The 16,001-nt window shown below is 59.6% G+C and carries 13 protein-coding genes; 8 read left to right on the top strand and 5 right to left on the bottom strand.

Annotation, left to right across the window (positions count from 1 at the left end; translation table 11 throughout):
* The first annotated feature begins 48 nt into the window (after window positions 1-48).
* The 3 genes from uvrA (at window position 49) to JZX88_RS06440 (ending at window position 4,638) form a co-directional block, all read left to right on the top strand.
* Complete coding sequence (uvrA, locus tag JZX88_RS06450; RefSeq protein WP_174031435.1) at window positions 49-2,970, top strand: excinuclease ABC subunit UvrA; 2,922 nt, start codon at window positions 49-51, stop codon at window positions 2,968-2,970.
* Between the two features lie 154 nt (window positions 2,971-3,124).
* On the top strand, window positions 3,125-3,925 hold the full coding sequence (locus JZX88_RS06445) for a DUF72 domain-containing protein (protein WP_065116202.1): 801 nt from the start codon (window positions 3,125-3,127) through the stop codon (window positions 3,923-3,925).
* Between the two features lie 188 nt (window positions 3,926-4,113).
* Window positions 4,114-4,638 (top strand): GNAT family N-acetyltransferase, encoded by a 525-nt coding sequence (locus JZX88_RS06440; RefSeq protein ID WP_077767615.1) that lies wholly within the window; start codon window positions 4,114-4,116, stop codon window positions 4,636-4,638.
* A gap of 188 nt (window positions 4,639-4,826) precedes the next feature.
* Here the strand turns inward: JZX88_RS06440 and dusA are convergent, their stop codons facing one another.
* Entirely contained in the window at window positions 4,827-5,837 is a 1,011-nt protein-coding gene (gene dusA / locus JZX88_RS06435; RefSeq protein ID WP_206913015.1) for a tRNA dihydrouridine(20/20a) synthase DusA, read from the bottom strand.
* Between the two features lie 138 nt (window positions 5,838-5,975).
* Here dusA and JZX88_RS06430 point away from each other — a divergent pair, with 138 nt between their 5' ends.
* On the top strand, window positions 5,976-6,665 hold the full coding sequence (locus tag JZX88_RS06430) for a fumarylacetoacetate hydrolase family protein (RefSeq protein WP_065115611.1): 690 nt from the start codon (window positions 5,976-5,978) through the stop codon (window positions 6,663-6,665).
* A gap of 35 nt (window positions 6,666-6,700) precedes the next feature.
* Window positions 6,701-7,234: a gamma carbonic anhydrase family protein gene (locus JZX88_RS06425; RefSeq protein ID WP_206913014.1), complete on the top strand. Its 534-nt coding sequence runs from the start codon at window positions 6,701-6,703 to the stop codon at window positions 7,232-7,234.
* Between the two features lie 38 nt (window positions 7,235-7,272).
* On the opposite strand, the gene zur is transcribed toward JZX88_RS06425, so the two are convergent.
* The 3 genes from zur to znuC are packed head-to-tail and all read right to left on the bottom strand — an operon-like array spanning window position 7,273 to window position 9,408.
* Complete coding sequence (zur, locus tag JZX88_RS06420) at window positions 7,273-7,686, bottom strand: zinc uptake transcriptional repressor Zur (RefSeq protein ID WP_065115613.1); 414 nt, start codon at window positions 7,684-7,686, stop codon at window positions 7,273-7,275.
* Window positions 7,683-8,501: a zinc ABC transporter permease subunit ZnuB gene (znuB, locus tag JZX88_RS06415; RefSeq protein ID WP_206913013.1), complete on the bottom strand. Its 819-nt coding sequence runs from the start codon at window positions 8,499-8,501 to the stop codon at window positions 7,683-7,685. The genes zur and znuB overlap by 4 nt, the downstream gene beginning before the upstream one ends.
* Window positions 8,494-9,408 carry a zinc ABC transporter ATP-binding protein ZnuC gene (gene znuC / locus JZX88_RS06410; protein WP_174031446.1) on the bottom strand — a complete coding sequence of 305 codons (915 nt, stop codon included), beginning with the start codon at window positions 9,406-9,408 and terminating at the stop codon, window positions 8,494-8,496. Before znuC ends, znuB begins: the two co-directional genes overlap by 8 nt.
* Before the next feature lie 104 nt (window positions 9,409-9,512).
* Between znuC and znuA the strand changes: the two genes are divergently transcribed.
* Window positions 9,513-10,496: a zinc ABC transporter substrate-binding protein ZnuA gene (gene znuA / locus JZX88_RS06405; protein WP_206913012.1), complete on the top strand. Its 984-nt coding sequence runs from the start codon at window positions 9,513-9,515 to the stop codon at window positions 10,494-10,496.
* 191 nt (window positions 10,497-10,687) lie between these two features.
* Here the strand turns inward: znuA and JZX88_RS06400 are convergent, their stop codons facing one another.
* The gene (locus tag JZX88_RS06400; RefSeq protein ID WP_206913011.1) at window positions 10,688-11,740 is read right to left on the bottom strand and encodes a LacI family transcriptional regulator; all 1,053 of its coding nucleotides are present in this window, start codon (window positions 11,738-11,740) and stop codon (window positions 10,688-10,690) included.
* Window positions 11,741-12,229: 489 nt separating this feature from the next.
* Here JZX88_RS06400 and JZX88_RS06395 point away from each other — a divergent pair, with 489 nt between their 5' ends.
* Entirely contained in the window at window positions 12,230-14,728 is a 2,499-nt protein-coding gene (locus JZX88_RS06395) for a glycoside hydrolase family 2 protein (protein WP_206913010.1), read from the top strand.
* 125 nt (window positions 14,729-14,853) lie between these two features.
* The gene (mgrA, locus tag JZX88_RS06390) at window positions 14,854-15,885 is read left to right on the top strand and encodes an L-glyceraldehyde 3-phosphate reductase (protein WP_206913009.1); all 1,032 of its coding nucleotides are present in this window, start codon (window positions 14,854-14,856) and stop codon (window positions 15,883-15,885) included.
* The last annotated feature ends 116 nt before the right edge of the window (window positions 15,886-16,001 follow it).

Genomic DNA, 16,001 nt, shown 5'->3' with positions numbered 1-16,001 from the left:
ATAAGGACGCGCCGCCATCAAGCCTGTTGTTTTTATCCGAGCCTTGTCATGAGTGAACTGAAGACGATTTCCATCCGTGGTGCCCGCGAGCATAATCTCAAGGGTATCGATCTCGATCTGCCGCGCAACAAGCTGATCGTCATGACCGGGCTTTCCGGCTCGGGCAAGTCGTCGCTCGCCTTCGACACGATCTATGCCGAAGGCCAGCGCCGTTATGTCGAAAGCCTCTCCGCCTATGCGCGCCAGTTCCTCGAAATGATGCAGAAGCCGGATGTCGACCAGATCGACGGCCTGTCGCCGGCAATCTCCATCGAGCAGAAGACCACCTCGCGCAATCCGCGCTCCACGGTTGGCACGGTCACCGAGATTTACGACTATATGCGCCTTCTCTTCGCGCGTGTCGGCGTCCCCTATTCGCCGGCCACCGGCCTGCCGATCGAAAGCCAGACGGTCAGCCAGATGGTCGACCGCATCCTCGCCTTCGAGGAAGGTACGCGTCTTTATATTCTCGCGCCGATGGTGCGCGGGCGCAAAGGCGAATATAAAAAGGAACTCGCCGACCTGATGAAGAAGGGCTTCCAGCGCGTCAAGGTGGATGGTCAGTTCTACGAAATCGCCGACGTGCCCGCCCTCGACAAGAAATACAAACACGATATCGACGTGGTGGTGGACCGTGCGGTGGTTCGCCCGGACATGGCCGCACGCCTTGCCGACAGTCTCGAGACCTGCCTCAAGCTCGCCGACGGGCTGGCTGTCGCGGAATTTGCCGACAAGCCCCTGCCGCCGGAAGAGACAGCCGCCGGCGGTTCCGCCAACAAGTCTCTCAACGAAACCCATGAGCGTGTGCTGTTTTCGGAGAAATTTGCCTGCCCCGTTTCCGGCTTCACCATCCCGGAAATCGAACCGCGGCTGTTCTCCTTCAACAATCCCTTCGGCGCCTGCCCCAGCTGCGATGGCCTTGGCTCGCAGCAGAAGGTGGATGAAAACCTGATTGTGCCCGAGCCGGCCCGCACCCTGCGTGACGGCGCCATCGCTCCCTGGGCCAAATCCTCATCACCCTATTACAACCAGACGCTGGAAGCGCTCGGCAAGGCCTTCGGTTTCAAGCTTTCCAGCAAATGGTCGGAGCTTTCGAAGGACGCGCAGCAGGCCATCCTTCAGGGCACCGATGACAAGATCGAATTCAACTATCAGGACGGCGCCCGCTCCTACAAGACGGTGAAGAATTTCGAAGGCATCGTGCCCAATCTGGAGCGTCGCTGGAAAGAGACTGACAGCGCCTGGGCGCGCGAGGAAATCGAACGCTACATGTCGGCGGCTCCCTGCCCGGCCTGCGCCGGTTATCGCCTGAAGCCGGAAGCGCTCGCCGTCAAGATCAACAGGCTGCATATCGGTGAAGTCACCGAAATGTCGATCCGCACCGCCCGCGACTGGTTTGAGGTGCTACCGGAGAGCCTCAACGCCAAGCAGAACGAGATCGCCGTCCGCATCCTCAAGGAAATCCGCGAACGCCTGCGGTTCCTGAACGATGTCGGGCTGGATTATCTCAGCCTGTCGCGCAATTCCGGCACGCTTTCCGGCGGTGAAAGCCAGCGCATCCGGCTGGCCTCGCAGATCGGTTCCGGCCTCACAGGCGTTCTCTACGTTCTCGACGAGCCGTCGATCGGCCTGCACCAGCGTGATAACGCCCGCCTGCTCGATACGCTGAAACACCTGCGCGATATCGGCAACACTGTCATCGTGGTCGAACATGATGAGGATGCCATTCTGACGGCGGATTATGTGGTCGATATCGGCCCGGCCGCTGGTATTCATGGCGGTCAGGTCATTGCCGAAGGTTCGCCGCAGGAGGTGATGGCCAATCCGAAATCGCTAACCGGCAAATACCTCTCCGGTGAGCTCGGTGTCGCCGTGCCGGCAGAACGCCGCAAGCCCAAGAAGGGCCGCGAGATCAAGGTATTTGGCGCGCGTGGCAACAATCTGAAGAATGTCACGGCCGCCGTGCCGCTTGGCGTCTTCACGGCCGTGACCGGCGTATCGGGTGGTGGCAAATCCACCTTCCTGATCGAGACACTCTACAAATCGGCGGCGCGCCGGGTGATGGGCGCACGCGAAATCCCGGCCGAACACGACCGCATCGATGGTTTCGAATTCATCGACAAGGTGATCGACATCGACCAGTCGCCAATCGGCCGCACGCCGCGCTCCAACCCGGCCACCTATACCGGCGCCTTTACACCGATCCGCGACTGGTTCGCCGGTCTGCCGGAAGCCAAGGCGCGCGGTTATGCGCCCGGCCGTTTCTCCTTCAACGTCAAGGGCGGCCGCTGCGAAGCCTGCCAGGGCGATGGCGTCATCAAGATCGAAATGCACTTCCTGCCTGACGTCTATGTCACCTGCGATGTCTGCCACGGCAAGCGTTACAATCGCGAGACGCTGGACGTGACTTTCAAGGGCAAATCCATTGCCGACGTGCTGGATATGACGGTGGAGGAAGGCGTTGAGTTCTTCGCCGCCGTGCCGGCGGTGCGCGACAAGCTGCAATCGCTGTTCGATGTCGGCCTCGGTTACATCAAGGTCGGCCAGCAGGCCAACACCCTTTCCGGCGGTGAGGCGCAGCGCGTCAAGCTTGCCAAGGAACTGTCGAAACGCTCGACGGGCCGCACGCTCTATATTCTCGACGAGCCGACGACAGGCCTGCATTTCCACGACGTCAACAAGCTTCTGGAAATGCTGCATGCGCTGGTGGAACAGGGCAATTCCGTGGTGGTGATCGAACACAATCTCGAAGTCATCAAGACGGCCGACTGGATCATCGATATCGGCCCTGAAGGCGGCACGGGCGGCGGCGAAGTGGTGGCCACCGGTACACCGGAAGACATCGTCAAGGTCGAGCGCTCCTATACGGGTCACTTCCTGAAGGAACTTCTGGACCGCCGGCCGGCCGGCAAGCGGGAAGCTGCGGAGTAATTGTCGGGACACCGATGGTCCCCGAGCCTTCTCCGTCATTCTCGCTCTTGAGGCGAGGATCCATGATCAGAAAACACACCGGCCGTCGCTGAAAGCTGGAGAATGGCGATAGCGCGGCGGGTTGGAAACGGCGCAGAATTGGGAGGAACAGCATATGTCGACATCAGGCACGATCCGCACCGGTATCGGCGGTTGGACCTTCGAGCCATGGGAAGGCACGTTTTACCCGGAAAAACTGCCAAAGAAGCGCCAGCTGGAACACGCCAGCCGGCAACTCACGGCCATCGAGGTGAACGGCACCTATTACAGCAGCCAGAAGCCGGAAACCTTCGCCAAATGGGCATCAGAAGTGCCTGAGGATTTCGTATTCTCGCTAAAGGCAAGCCGCTTCGTCACCAACCGCAGGGTTCTGGCCGAGGCCGGGGAATCCATGACGAAGTTTTTGACTCAAGGGCTGACGGAACTCGGCTCCCATCTCGGCCCCATCCTCTGGCAATTCGCCCCCACGAAGAAATTCGACGCGGATGATTTCGGCGCCTTTCTGGCGCTCCTGCCTGAAAAGCAGGATGGTATCCGCCTTCGCCATGTGGTCGAGGTGCGCAACCCGACATTCCAGGTGCCGGAGTTCATCGATCTTCTCGCCAGACACAAGGTTGCCGTCGTCTGCGCCGATCATCACGATTACCCGATGCTGCCTGATGTCACGGCCGATTTCGTCTATTGCCGCCTGCAGAAGGGCGAAGACGACATCGCAACCTGTTACCCGAAGACGGAGATCGGCCACTGGGCAGAACGGGTCGAGACCTATGCGGCGGGCGGCGTACCCGACGATCTGCCGCTGATCGCGCCCGACCGGAAAGCGGAAAAAACGCCGCGTGACGTTTTCGCCTTCTTCATCACTGGCGGCAAGGTCAATGCACCCAACGGTGCGCAGGAATTGCAAAAGGCTGTCTGAGTGACGCGGTGACGCTGACCACCGGATGCTGCAGCGTCACCGATAAATCGTCGTACCGAAAAACATTCGGTATCCGGAGAATAGACAGCTCGCGTCTCATTCCCGTCATCTCACGCCGGCAAGAATGCCAATGACGACACAAGGCGTTTCGCCGGCAAAAGGCTGTCGTTATCAGAGGGCTGGCCGGAATGAATATGATCGAGACGGAACGTTTGCGCCTGCGCCATTGGCGGGAGGACCATTTTGAAGCCTTCGCCGCAATGCAATCCGATCCGGAGGTGATGGCCGATCAGGGCGGCCCGGCGGACGAGACGCGGAGCAGGGAAAAATTCGAGCGCTACCGCAGGGCAGAGCGCGAACAGGGCATCGCCCGCTGGGCGGTTGAAAATCCCGATGGCCTGTTTCTCGGTTATGCCGGCGTCATGCCGCGCCTGTCCGAAGATCATCCACTTGGCCCGCACCACGAAATCGGCTGGCGTTTCATAAGGCAGGCCTGGGGAAAAGGGTATGCGACCGAAAGCGCAAAAGCCGCGCTGACCCATGCTACCGGATACGCGGGAATAGCTGGGATCATCGCCTATACCAGCCCCGATAATTTTCGCTCCCAGGCCGTCATGTCGCGCCTTGGCCTGATCCGCGAACCATCGCGCGATTTCTCCATGCCCGGTCATACGGACAGGGAATGGCGGGGGCTAGTTTGGGTCGCTCCCTAGAGCAGTCCGGTCTAAATAGAACAGCCGGATCTGCTCCGGCCCTTTGTTTTTCCGCACGTTCCGGACGTAAAACCACTACGCAGTTTTACTCGAAATGCTCCAGGATATCCCCCGATTGAGGCTGCGGAACTCTCCGCAACGCCCTGGTCGCCGACGGCATAAAATCGCAAGAATGCCGTTTCCAGCCTTCAGCCCGCCAGTTCCTTCGTCGGGTTGAAATCGATCGCTGCGAAAGCCGCCTCAATCACCTCCGTCCCTGCACCCGGACGGCTGGCGTCGCTGGAGAGGATTTGCCGGAAACGGCGCGCGCCCGGCATGCCCTGAAACAGACCGACCATATGGCGGGTGACGTGGTTGAGACGCCCACCCGCAGCAATATAATCGGCGGCATAGGCCATCATCGCGTCGCGCAACCCCATCCAGTCGGCTTGCCGGGCCTCGTCACCGTAGATGCGGTGATCGACATCGGCGAGAATGGAGGTGTTGTGATAGGCGGCACGGCCGAGCATGACGCCATCCATATGTTTCAGATGGTCACACGCCTGATCGAGATCGGCGATACCGCCATTGATGCCGACGAAGACATCGGGATTTTCCCGTTTCATACGATAGACGAGATCATAATCGAGCGGCGGCACCTCGCGGTTTTCCTTCGGCGAGAGCCCCTGCAGCCAGGCCTTGCGCGCATGGATCCACACGGCATCCGCGCCGGCCGCGACAACATGCGTCAGAAAATCCGGCAACACGGTTTCCGGCTCCTGATCGTCCACCCCGATACGGCATTTGACAGTCACCGGCACAGCCGCAACCGCCTTCATCGCCGAAACGCACTGCGCCACGACTTCGGGCTCGCGCATCAGGCAGGCGCCGAAGGTGCCGGATTGCACCCGATCCGAAGGGCAGCCGACATTGAGGTTGATTTCGTCATAACCGTAATCGCCGGCAATCCGCACCGCCTCGGCAAGCTTGGCCGGGTCCGATCCGCCAAGCTGCAGCGCGACAGGATGTTCCTGCGGATGATAACCGAGCAGCCTGTCGCGCTGGCCATGGATGATGGCATCGGCAACGATCATTTCGGTAAACAGCAGGGCGCGCTTCGACAATTGCCGGTGCAGAAATCTGCACCTTGTGTCGGTCCAGTCGATCATGGGGGCCACGGCGAAGATTTTTTCGCCGCTGGCAAGCGCTTGTCTGTACATGGATTAACCTCTTTGCGCCGGCTTCTACAGCAAAGGACCGTAAAAAGCCAGTTTTGCGCTCGACAGCATTTTCAACTGGAAATCAGCCCGGAATCGCGGGACAAGAATTGCACCTTAAAGAGACGACAGGAAATTCTCATGGCCGCCACCGTCATCCCCGCCCCGAAACCCGTTCTTCTGCCCGTTGAGGGCACGGATGAGATGTTCCCCGTGCGGCGGGTCTATTGCGTCGGTCGCAATTATGCCGATCACGCCATTGAGATGGGCCATGATCCCTCGCGCGAGCCGCCCTTTTATTTCCAGAAGAACCCGGACAATCTTCTGCCCGCCGGCAATGATTTCCCCTATCCGTCCCTGTCCTCGAACGTGCATTACGAGGTTGAATGCGTCGTGGTGCTGAAAAGCGGCGGCGCGGATATTCCAGCGGACGAGGCTCTGAACCATGTCTGGGGTTATGCCGTCGGTATCGACATGACCCGCCGCGACCTGCAGGACGGGCTGAAGAAAATGGGCCGTTCCTGGGAAGGCGCCAAGGCGTTTGAATATTCCGCCCCGGTTTCCGCCATCGTTCCCGCGGACAAGATCGGCCATCCCGCCACCGGCGCGATCTGGCTTGATGTCAATGGCGAGCGCAAGCAGACGGGCGATCTCGCACAGATGATCTGGAAGGTGCCGGAAGTGATCGCCGAGCTTTCCAAGCTCTTCACGCTTGCCGCCGGTGACGTGATCATGACCGGCACGCCGGCCGGCGTTGGCCCGATCCTGCGCGGCGATCGCATCGACTGCGGCGTCGACGGTGTCGGCACGCTGTCGGTCACGGTCGCCTGATCGCTGCCGGCGCATAATCCAGAGGGAGAAACCGAATGCCGCTTTACCGCCTCGCCGACCGGGTGCCGCAAATCCCTGCCCCGGATCGTTACTGGGTCGCCCCCGATGCCAATGTCATCGGTTCGGTGACGCTCGGCGAAGACGTCGGAATCTGGTTCGGCGCGACATTGCGCGGTGATAACGAGCCGATCAGCGTCGGGCGCGGCACCAATATTCAGGAAGGCGCGATGGTGCACAGCGATCCCGGCTTTGCCGCGACCATCGGCGAAATGTGCACCATCGGCCACCACGCCATCGTCCATGGCTGCAGCATCGGCGACAATTCGCTGATCGGCATGGGCGCAACGATCCTGAACGGCGCGAAGATCGGCCGCAACTGCCTCGTTGGCGCCAATGCGCTGGTGACGGAAGGCAAGGAATTTCCGGATAATTCGCTAATCGTCGGTTCGCCGGCGCGGGCCATCCGAACGCTGGATGACGAAGCCGTCGCTGGCCTGCGTCATTCCGCGGAAAAATACATTGAGAACTGGAAGCGTTTTTCGAAAGATCTGGCGATTATCGAAGGATGAACAATGGTGGGCAGCCATGCCCACCCCGCAAACAAAGCCTATGACGCGCAGTTTGCGCAGAGACCGCGAATCTCGATGGTGGTCTTTTCCGCCTTGAACTTGCTGTCCTTCACCCAGCGCTCAAGGCGGTGGTCGATTTCGTGATCATGGAACTCGGTCACCTGCCCGCAGGATTCGCAGATGGCGAACGCCACGGTGCCATGGTGGTGCGAGCAGCATTCGGCCTGCGTGTGCGTGCAGGCAACGAAAGCGTTGAGGCTTTCCAGCCGATGCACGAGACCGAATTCCACCAGCTTTTCCAGCGCCCGGTACACCTGCAGCGGCGCGCGGAAACCGTCATCCCGCAGCTTGTCGAGGATCATATAGGCGCTGAGCGGCTGATGCGCGTTTGACAGGGCATTCATGACCAGCGACTGGTTCTTGGTGAGGTTCTGCTGCGTTTGAGCATTCATGATCTGCCTCCTTCATCCGCGGAGCGGGAAAAACCCGGCGCCGGCAACAGGCTTATAACGAACAGGATCACCGCGGCAACCACGATGGAGGGGCCGGACGGCGTATCATAGGTCAGCGAGCCGAACAGGCCGCCGATAACCGCGATGGCGCCGATCAGCGACGCGACCACCGCCATCACCTCCGGCGTGGCGGATAAACGTCTGGCGGTGGCAGCCGGTATGATCAGCAGCGAGGTGATGAGCATGATGCCGACCACCTTCATCGCAATGGCGATCACCAGAGCCATCAGCAGCGTGAAGATGAGCTTCGCCCGCTCCGGGTTCAGTCCCTCGGCTTCAGCCAGTTCGGTATTGACGGTGGAGGCGAGCAGCGACCGCCACAGGAAGACCATGGAGACGATGACCACCAGCCCACCGCCCCAGATCAGCGCGATATCGCTGCGGGTGACGGCAAGAATATCGCCGAACAGGAACGAGACGAGATCGATACGCACCCAGCTCATGAAGGCGACGATGACGAGGCCAATGGCGAGAGCCGAATGGGACAGGATGCCAAGCAATGCGTCGGACGACAGTGCCTGTCGCCGCTGCAGAAAAATCAGCAGGATCGAAACGGCGGACGCCACCAGAAAAACGCTGACGATGAGGTTGAGCTGCAACAGCAGCGAGAGCGCGACGCCAAGCAGCGCCGAATGGGCCATCGTATCCCCGAAATAAGCCATACGCCGCCAGACGACGAAACAGCCGAGAGGCCCAGCGGTCAGAGCAACGCCGATGCCGGCGACCATGGCGCGAACGAAGAAATCGTCAAACATGCCGTTCTCCCTGCGCGTGTTTCGAGGGCGCATGGTCCCCATGTTCATGTTCATGGCCGCAACCGCATTCGTCGCCATGATGATGGCCATGATCATGGGCGTGATGGTGGCCGTCTTCAGGATGGCAATGATCCGTCACCGAACCATCCGCGTGCTGCACCCGGCCATCGGGCAGATGGGTGTGGTCGTGGTGGTGGCTGTAGACGGCAAGCGCCCTTGCGGCAGAACCGCCGAACAGTCGCATATATTCCGGGCTCTGGCTGACCGCCTGCGGTGTTCCCCGGCAGCAGACATGGCCGTTCAGGCAGATCACGGTATCGGTTTCCGCCATCACCACATGCAGGTCATGCGAGATTAACAGAATCCCGCAATTACTTGAATTTCTGATGTTTTTTATCAGATCGTACAGCGCGATCTCGCCGGAGAAATCCACACCCTGCACAGGCTCGTCAAGAACCAGCAGATCGGGCTTGCGGGCGATGGCGCGAGCCAGAAGCGCACGCTGGAACTCGCCGCCGGAAAGGTGTTGAACTTCGGCGTTCGCCAGATGTGCAATGCCTGTCGCATTCAACGCCGCATCGATCTCGCGGGCGGGCAGCGGCCCGGTCAGCGTCATCAGCCGGCGTACCGAAAGCGGCATGGTCCAGTCCACCGAAAGCTTCTGCGGCACATAACCGACGCGCAGGCCGGCAATGCGCGAGACTTCACCCTCGGTTGGTTTCACCACGCCGATCGCCATTTTCGCGCTTGTGGATTTGCCGGAACCGTTCGGGCCGATCAGCGTCACGATCTCGCCCTTGCTGACGGAAAACTCCACGCCGCGCACCAGCCAGCGGCCATTGCGCTGCACGCCGGCATTGGCAAGGGAAACCAGTATATCGTTACCCTGACGGGCGGAATGAAGCATGGGATTGTCCGTTCGGCGATGTTGCCTACCGCTATTGCATACGTTATAGAGTTACGCAATAAATGTAATAACATAACTATACTTCTTCAAGTGGAGTGCATTGCATGAAATCGATCCTGATCCCGCTCATGGCGTCGGTGGCAATAGCGGCCGCCGCTTCGGGCGCCACAGCCGCGCCCGATGTCGTGGTGTCGATCAAGCCTGTCCACTCACTCGTGGCGGCCATCATGCGCGGTGTTGGTGAGCCGCAGCTCATCGTAGAGGGTGCCGCCTCGCCGCATACCTATAATCTGCGGCCCTCCAATGCGCGCAAGCTGGAAAAGGCGGATGTGGTGTTCTGGGTTGGGCCCGGGCTGGAAGCTTTTCTGGAAAAGCCGCTGGAGGCACTGGCCAGCAAGGCGACGGTCGTGGAACTGGAAGACGCCAAGGGGCTGGAAAAGCTGCCTTTCCGTGAAGGCGGCCCCTTCGAGGCGCATGACCACGGCGAAGAGGGGCATGAAGACCATGCGGATGGCGAGGCGGCACACGACCACGGCCATGACCACGGCGACCATGATCATGGGCACGGCGCCTATGACACTCACCTCTGGCTCGACCCGGCCAATGCCAAGGCCATGGCGCAGACGATCGAAACCGCACTGATTGCGGCCGATGCCGGCAATGCTGCGACCTATCAGGCCAACACCAAAAAGCTGATCGACGATCTCGATGCACTCGACACGGAACTGGCTGAAACGGTCAAGCCGATCAAGGACAAGCCTTTCATCGTCTTTCACGACGCCTATCAATATTTCGAGCACCGTTATGGCGTGAAGACGGCGGGGTCGATCACCGTCAGCCCCGAGACCCTGCCCGGTGCGGACCGCGTCAAGCAGATGCAGGAAAAGGTTCGTCAACTGGGCGCAACCTGCGTTTTCGCCGAACCACAATTCGAGCCGAAACTGATCTCGGTCATCACTGAAGGCACGGCGGCAAAGTCCGCGACGCTCGATCCGGAAGCGGCCACGCTGGAGCCCGGTCCCGACCTCTATTTCAAGCTGATGCGCGGTATTGCCAGCTCGCTGAAGGATTGCCTGGCCCAGCCGTGAGCGATAACGCTTCTTTTCCGTCATTCCGGCCTTGAGCCGGAATCCAGCCGACGCGCGTCCGCGCGACGGGGAGACTCCTTTCAGCCCAAGGACTTGGGCTGGCTGGATGCCGGCTCGAGGCCGGCATGACGGCGAGTAAGTGGCAACCCGCAACAGAGGCGGGTACGAAGCATCGATTCCGACGCTGCTCTTTACGGCTTCGGCGCCATGGAAGACCAGACCGGCTCGCTGACGCTCTGCAGGGTTTCCGGCGCAGCGCCGTTGATGCGTGCCAGAAGGGCTTTCGCAAGCTCCCTGCCCGCCAGCTTGATATCCTCGTTGACGATATGGATTTGCGGCTTGATCCAGTTCAGGAACTCGGCCGACTGTTTCGAGACGATATCGATATCCTCGCCGATCTTCACACCCGCCGATTCAAAGCCCGCCAGCAGGGCGATGGTGCTGCTGCCGCTGATCGAGACGATGCCATCGGGGCGATCATCCGATTGCATCAGCCTCTCTCCGAAATCGCGGATTTTTTCGAGCGGCGTCTCGATGGTGACGACATCGATGGGAAATTCGGCAAGGCCGAAATCCCTTATCCCGCGATTGAACCCCTTGCGCGCATGATCGTGGTAGGAAAATCGCGATGGCGGCATGATCACGGCAATCCGTTTGCGCCCGCATTGCGCCAGACGCTGGACTGCCTCGTAGGCGTAGGCCTCATTGTCGAAATCGTGAAAGGCATGTTCGATGCCCATATCGGACCGCCCATGGGTGACGAAGGGCATGTTGCGCTCGGTCATGAAACGGACGCGCGGATCGTTCGGCTCGATCTTCGAAATAATGACCCCATCCGCCGAACCGGTCTCGAGAATATAGCGGATCGGCACCATGGAATCCTTGGCGTGGATATGTGGCGTGACGACGAGGTGATATTGCGTGGTGGAGAGTATCTCGGTGATGCCGAACACCATCTGGCTGGTGAAACCCATCAGCTCTTCGTCGACACTCAGCACCAGCGCGATGACATTGGTCTTGCCGGTGCGAAGCCGCACGCCGGCCCGGTTCGGCTGGTAGCCAATCTGCCGGGCGATCAGCCGCACGCGCTCCTTGGTCTCGGCGCCGATATCGGGCGCATCCTTCAATGCACGCGAGACTGTGGTGATGCCAAGACCCGTCATATAGGCGATGGTCTTCAAGGTCGGGCGCTCGCCCGTCGTCGCGGGTGCTTCGCCCCCGCCGGATTTACCAGTATCGTTCATGTCATTTCGCCACGCTTTACCGAACGATAATCATAGATAGCTTTTGCGCTGTTGCAAAGGCAAACGTCCCCTCGCGCCGTTCGCTCTCATCCGGTCACGCCTCAATTCAGCTATAACGATGCAGGTGCAGAAAATATTTCCGCCCATGAGACTGCTCCTGCAGCCATGAAACCCAATCCTCGTGACCATACCAAAATTAATAATTTAAATTAAAAAACAAGTATAATTTATTGATATAAATATAACAATTTTCGAAAAATTAAAATAAGACCACCTCTTCACCGCGTGACGTTGATGACAGACGCTTTTAACCTCGCAAGTCGGCAATCAAAGGCATGACGGCACGTTTGTTTTACGGTAACGTTGCCGAAGGGAGAAGATCGTGACGTGGAGCGAACCGGCAAAAGCCGTTTTGCCGGCATGCGGTTCCCCCAGATTCTGACACAAGCCTGCTTCACAATGCCGGGCCGTCTTTGTTGAATTCATATTATGCAGGGTCCCACCATGATCTCTTCTTCCACGCCCGAAACCACCATCGATCTGGCCGGGCTCTGGCGCCTGAGTTCGCTGGAGGGAGACCATGCCACCGAGCTTTCCGTCCCCGGCGATATTCACTCCGCGCTCAAAAATGCGGACATCATTCCAGACCCCTATCACGGCGCCAATGAAAACGCGGTGCAATGGGTGGCGCAGCGGGACTGGATCATTGAGCGGACATTCATCCTCGATGAGGCCGATGCCAGCTGGTATCTCGATATCGATTATCTCGACACCGTCGCCATCGTCTTCGTTAACGATGTCCCGGTCCTGAGCGCCGACAATTGCTTCCGCCGTTACCGCCCCGATATTTCACGCGCCGTGCGGCCGGGTGAAAACACCATCCGCATCCATTTCCATTCCAACATCGTGGCCGGTGCGGAACGTCAGGCGCGACAGCCCTTTTATATTCCCTATCACCCCGGCAATTCGCCGATCGCCAATGGCAACATGTTGCGCAAGCCACAATGCCATTTCGGCTGGGACTGGAACATCGCCATTGCGCCGCTTGGGCTTTACGGCAAAATCCTGCTGAAACGCCTCGATACGGCCCGCATCGAGCATGTCGTCACCTCGCAGCATCATGTCGAAGGCGGTGTTGAATTGCATGTGGCCGTGACGCTGTTTGCCGAAGGCCCGGCAAGCCTGCCGGTCTATCTTTCCCTTAATGATGAAAGACTGCGGCTTGATTGCGGCGTCGGCGCGGGCGAAACCGTCGTGCGCCACGTTTTCTTCGTGGAAAATCCGCAACTCTGGTGGCCGGCCGGCAGTGGTGAGCAGACACTCTACCGGCTGACGGTGGAATTGCCTGACGAGACCGTCACCCGCCAGATCGGCTTCAGGACCATCGAGCTTCTGACGGACAAGGATGAAGCGGGCAGCCGTTTCGCTTTCCGTATCAACGGCCGGGAAATTTTCTGCCGCGGCGCCAACTGGATTCCGGCAGATGCGCTTTATTCGCTGACCAGTCGGGAAAAGACCGAAGACCTCCTCTGCTCCGCGGTCGAGGCCAACATGAACATGATCCGTGTCTGGGGCGGCGGATTTTATGAAGAAGACTGGTTCTACGATCTCTGCGATCGTCTTGGCCTGCTGGTCTGGCAGGATTTCATGTTCGCCTGCAATCTTTATCCCTGCAGCGAGGACTTTCTCGACAATGTCGAACACGAGGTCGATTACCAGGTGAAACGCCTGTCCTCGCATGCCTCCATCGCGCTCTGGTGCGGCGATAACGAGCTGGTGGGCGCGCTGACCTGGTTCGATGAATCCCGCAACAATCGCGACCGCTATCTCGTCGCCTATGATCGTCTGAACCGCACCATCGAAAGAGCCCTGAAAAAAGCCGCCCCCGAAGCGCTCTGGTGGCCATCGAGCCCCGCGTCGGGTTATCTCGATTACGGCGATGCCTGGCACGCAGATGGCTCCGGCGACATGCATTACTGGTCCGTCTGGCACGAGAATAAGTCGTTCGACAATTACCGGTCGGTCAAACCGCGTTTCTGCTCCGAATTCGGCTTCCAGTCCTATACATCCATGCCCGTCATCCGCACCTATGCGGAAGACAGGGACATGAACATCGCCTCCCCGGTCATCGAGCTGCACCAGAAGAATGTCGGCGGCAATGAACGGATCGCCGGCACCATGTTCCGTTATTTCCGCTTCCCCAGGGATTTCGAGAACTTCGTCTATCTGAGCCAGGTCCAGCAGGCGCTGGCCATCCGCACGGCGGTCGATTACTGGCGCTCGCTGAAACCCCATTGCATGGGCACGCTTTATTGGCAGCTGAACGACACATGGCCGGTCGCCTCATGGTCGAGCCTCGATTATGGAGGCGGCTGGAAGGCGCTGCATTATGCCGCCCGCCGCTTTTTCCAGCCGGTCACGGTCTCGGCCATTCCCTCCGAAGATGGGCGACGGGTGAGCTTTTCCATGGTCAACGACACGGCGGAAGACGTCGAGATCGACATGAACATCGTTGCTCTGACCATGGACGGCAACCGCGTGCCACTGAAATCCGCCAACGGCACATGCGCGATGGATAAGGCCGCGACGCTGACCGAAATCGACATGGACGGCCTGCCGGATGGCGCCATCCTTGCGTGGAACTTCATTGCCTCCAACGGTATGACCGGCGAAGGCCATCACGTGCGCGACACCTACAAGGCGCTGGAGCTTCAGCCCGCCGGGTTGGAGCTGTCCGTCGGTCCGCTGAAAAACGGCCAGTTTGAAATCGATGTCACCGCCGCCGGTCTCGCCCTCTTCGTCATGCTGGAGGCGGACCAGCCGGGGCGATATTCGGACAATCTGTTCGATCTTTCCGCCGGCGAAACCCGCCGCATCATCTTCACCCCGAAGGCGGACGGCCCCCAGCCGCATTTCCGCATCTTCGATCTTCATACCTGCCAATCCCCGCCCAATTCGGGCCCAATCTCGGCCCAACCCCGGCATTGAAACCATGCGGAGAAAGGCATAACCATCCCTCTGGGGAATGACAGGTGCGCCCGCACCTGTTTTCATCGGTTCAAAGGGTTGCCGGGTTCTCCGGCAGCCAGTCATCAGCAAGTGGAGGAAGACCCATGGTTTGGCAACCGGCCGAAAACCGATACGCGTCCATGAAATACAATCATTGCGGCAAGACCGGCCTGAAGCTGCCGGCAATCTCGCTGGGGCTCTGGCACAATTTCGGCAACGATACGCCGCACCAGACGAAACAGGCCATTTGCCGCCGCGCCTTCGATCTCGGCATCACCCATTTCGATCTGGCCAACAATTACGGCCCGCCGCCCGGCAGCGCCGAAACCGCCTTCGGTGAAATCCTGAAGACGGATTTCGCCGGCTATCGCGACGAGATGATCATCTCCTCCAAGGCCGGTTACAACATGTGGCCCGGCCCCTATGGTGAATGGGGCAGCCGCAAATATCTGATCTCTTCCTGCGACCAGAGCCTGAAGCGCATGGGGCTGGACTACGTCGATATTTTCTATTCCCACCGTTTCGACCCCAACACGCCGCTTGAGGAAACCTGCGGCGCGCTGGACCAGATCGTGCGCTCCGGCAAGGCGCTTTACGTCGGCATTTCCTCCTACAATTCGAAGCGCACCCGTGAGGCCGCCGCCATCCTCAAGGACCTCGGCACGCCCTGCATCATCCATCAGCCGAGCTATTCGATGATCAACCGCTGGATCGAGGAAGACGGTCTCGTCGATACGCTGGAAGAACTGGGCATCGGATCCATCGTCTTTTCGCCGCTGGCGCAGGGCATGCTGACGACGAAATATCTCGGCGGCGTGCCCGATGGCAGCCGCGCATCGCAGAGCAAGTCGCTGAACCCGGCCTTCCTCAACGAGCGCAATGTTGAAAACATCCGCTCCCTCAACAGCATTGCCGAACGCCGCGGCCAGACGCTGGCGCAGATGGCGATTGCCTGGGTTCTGCGCGGCGGTCGCATCACCTCGGCGCTGATCGGCGCAAGCCGTGTCGAACAGGTTGAAGACTGCGTGAAGGCACTCGAAAAATCGGACTTCACAGCCGAAGAGCTTGCCGAAATCGACCGTTACGCCAAGGAAGCGGATATCAACCTCTGGGCAAAATCCGCCGAACGCGTCTAATTGAGGAGAGACCGCCCGGTTCTGCCGGGCGGTCTGCACACTGCAAAAGTTGGGCCGAAAACCTCAAAACAAAAGATTAACTCCCACCCCTAACCGTTAATAACCATTACATAAAT

It is taken from the genome of Agrobacterium sp. OT33 (genome assembly GCF_017313365.1).
Taxonomy (GTDB): Bacteria; Pseudomonadota; Alphaproteobacteria; order Rhizobiales; family Rhizobiaceae; genus Agrobacterium; species Agrobacterium rhizogenes_A.
The sequence above is the reverse complement of the archived record's forward strand: the minus strand, read 5'-3'. Positions and strand labels throughout refer to the sequence as shown.

Excerpts from the sequence above, each read along its gene's own strand:
- uvrA (WP_174031435.1), top strand. The coding sequence starts at position 49 with ATGAGTGAACTGAAGACGATTTCCATCCGTGGTGCCCGCGAGCATAAT.
- JZX88_RS06445 (WP_065116202.1), top strand. The coding sequence starts at position 3,125 with ATGTCGACATCAGGCACGATCCGCACCGGTATCGGCGGTTGGACCTTC.
- JZX88_RS06440 (WP_077767615.1), top strand. The coding sequence starts at position 4,114 with ATGAATATGATCGAGACGGAACGTTTGCGCCTGCGCCATTGGCGGGAG.
- dusA (WP_206913015.1), bottom strand. The coding sequence starts at position 5,837 with ATGTACAGACAAGCGCTTGCCAGCGGCGAAAAAATCTTCGCCGTGGCC.
- JZX88_RS06430 (WP_065115611.1), top strand. The coding sequence starts at position 5,976 with ATGGCCGCCACCGTCATCCCCGCCCCGAAACCCGTTCTTCTGCCCGTT.
- JZX88_RS06425 (WP_206913014.1), top strand. The coding sequence starts at position 6,701 with ATGCCGCTTTACCGCCTCGCCGACCGGGTGCCGCAAATCCCTGCCCCG.
- zur (WP_065115613.1), bottom strand. The coding sequence starts at position 7,686 with ATGAATGCTCAAACGCAGCAGAACCTCACCAAGAACCAGTCGCTGGTC.
- znuB (WP_206913013.1), bottom strand. The coding sequence starts at position 8,501 with ATGTTTGACGATTTCTTCGTTCGCGCCATGGTCGCCGGCATCGGCGTT.
- znuC (WP_174031446.1), bottom strand. The coding sequence starts at position 9,408 with ATGCTTCATTCCGCCCGTCAGGGTAACGATATACTGGTTTCCCTTGCC.
- znuA (WP_206913012.1), top strand. The coding sequence starts at position 9,513 with ATGAAATCGATCCTGATCCCGCTCATGGCGTCGGTGGCAATAGCGGCC.
- JZX88_RS06400 (WP_206913011.1), bottom strand. The coding sequence starts at position 11,740 with ATGAACGATACTGGTAAATCCGGCGGGGGCGAAGCACCCGCGACGACG.
- JZX88_RS06395 (WP_206913010.1), top strand. The coding sequence starts at position 12,230 with ATGCAGGGTCCCACCATGATCTCTTCTTCCACGCCCGAAACCACCATC.
- mgrA (WP_206913009.1), top strand. The coding sequence starts at position 14,854 with ATGGTTTGGCAACCGGCCGAAAACCGATACGCGTCCATGAAATACAAT.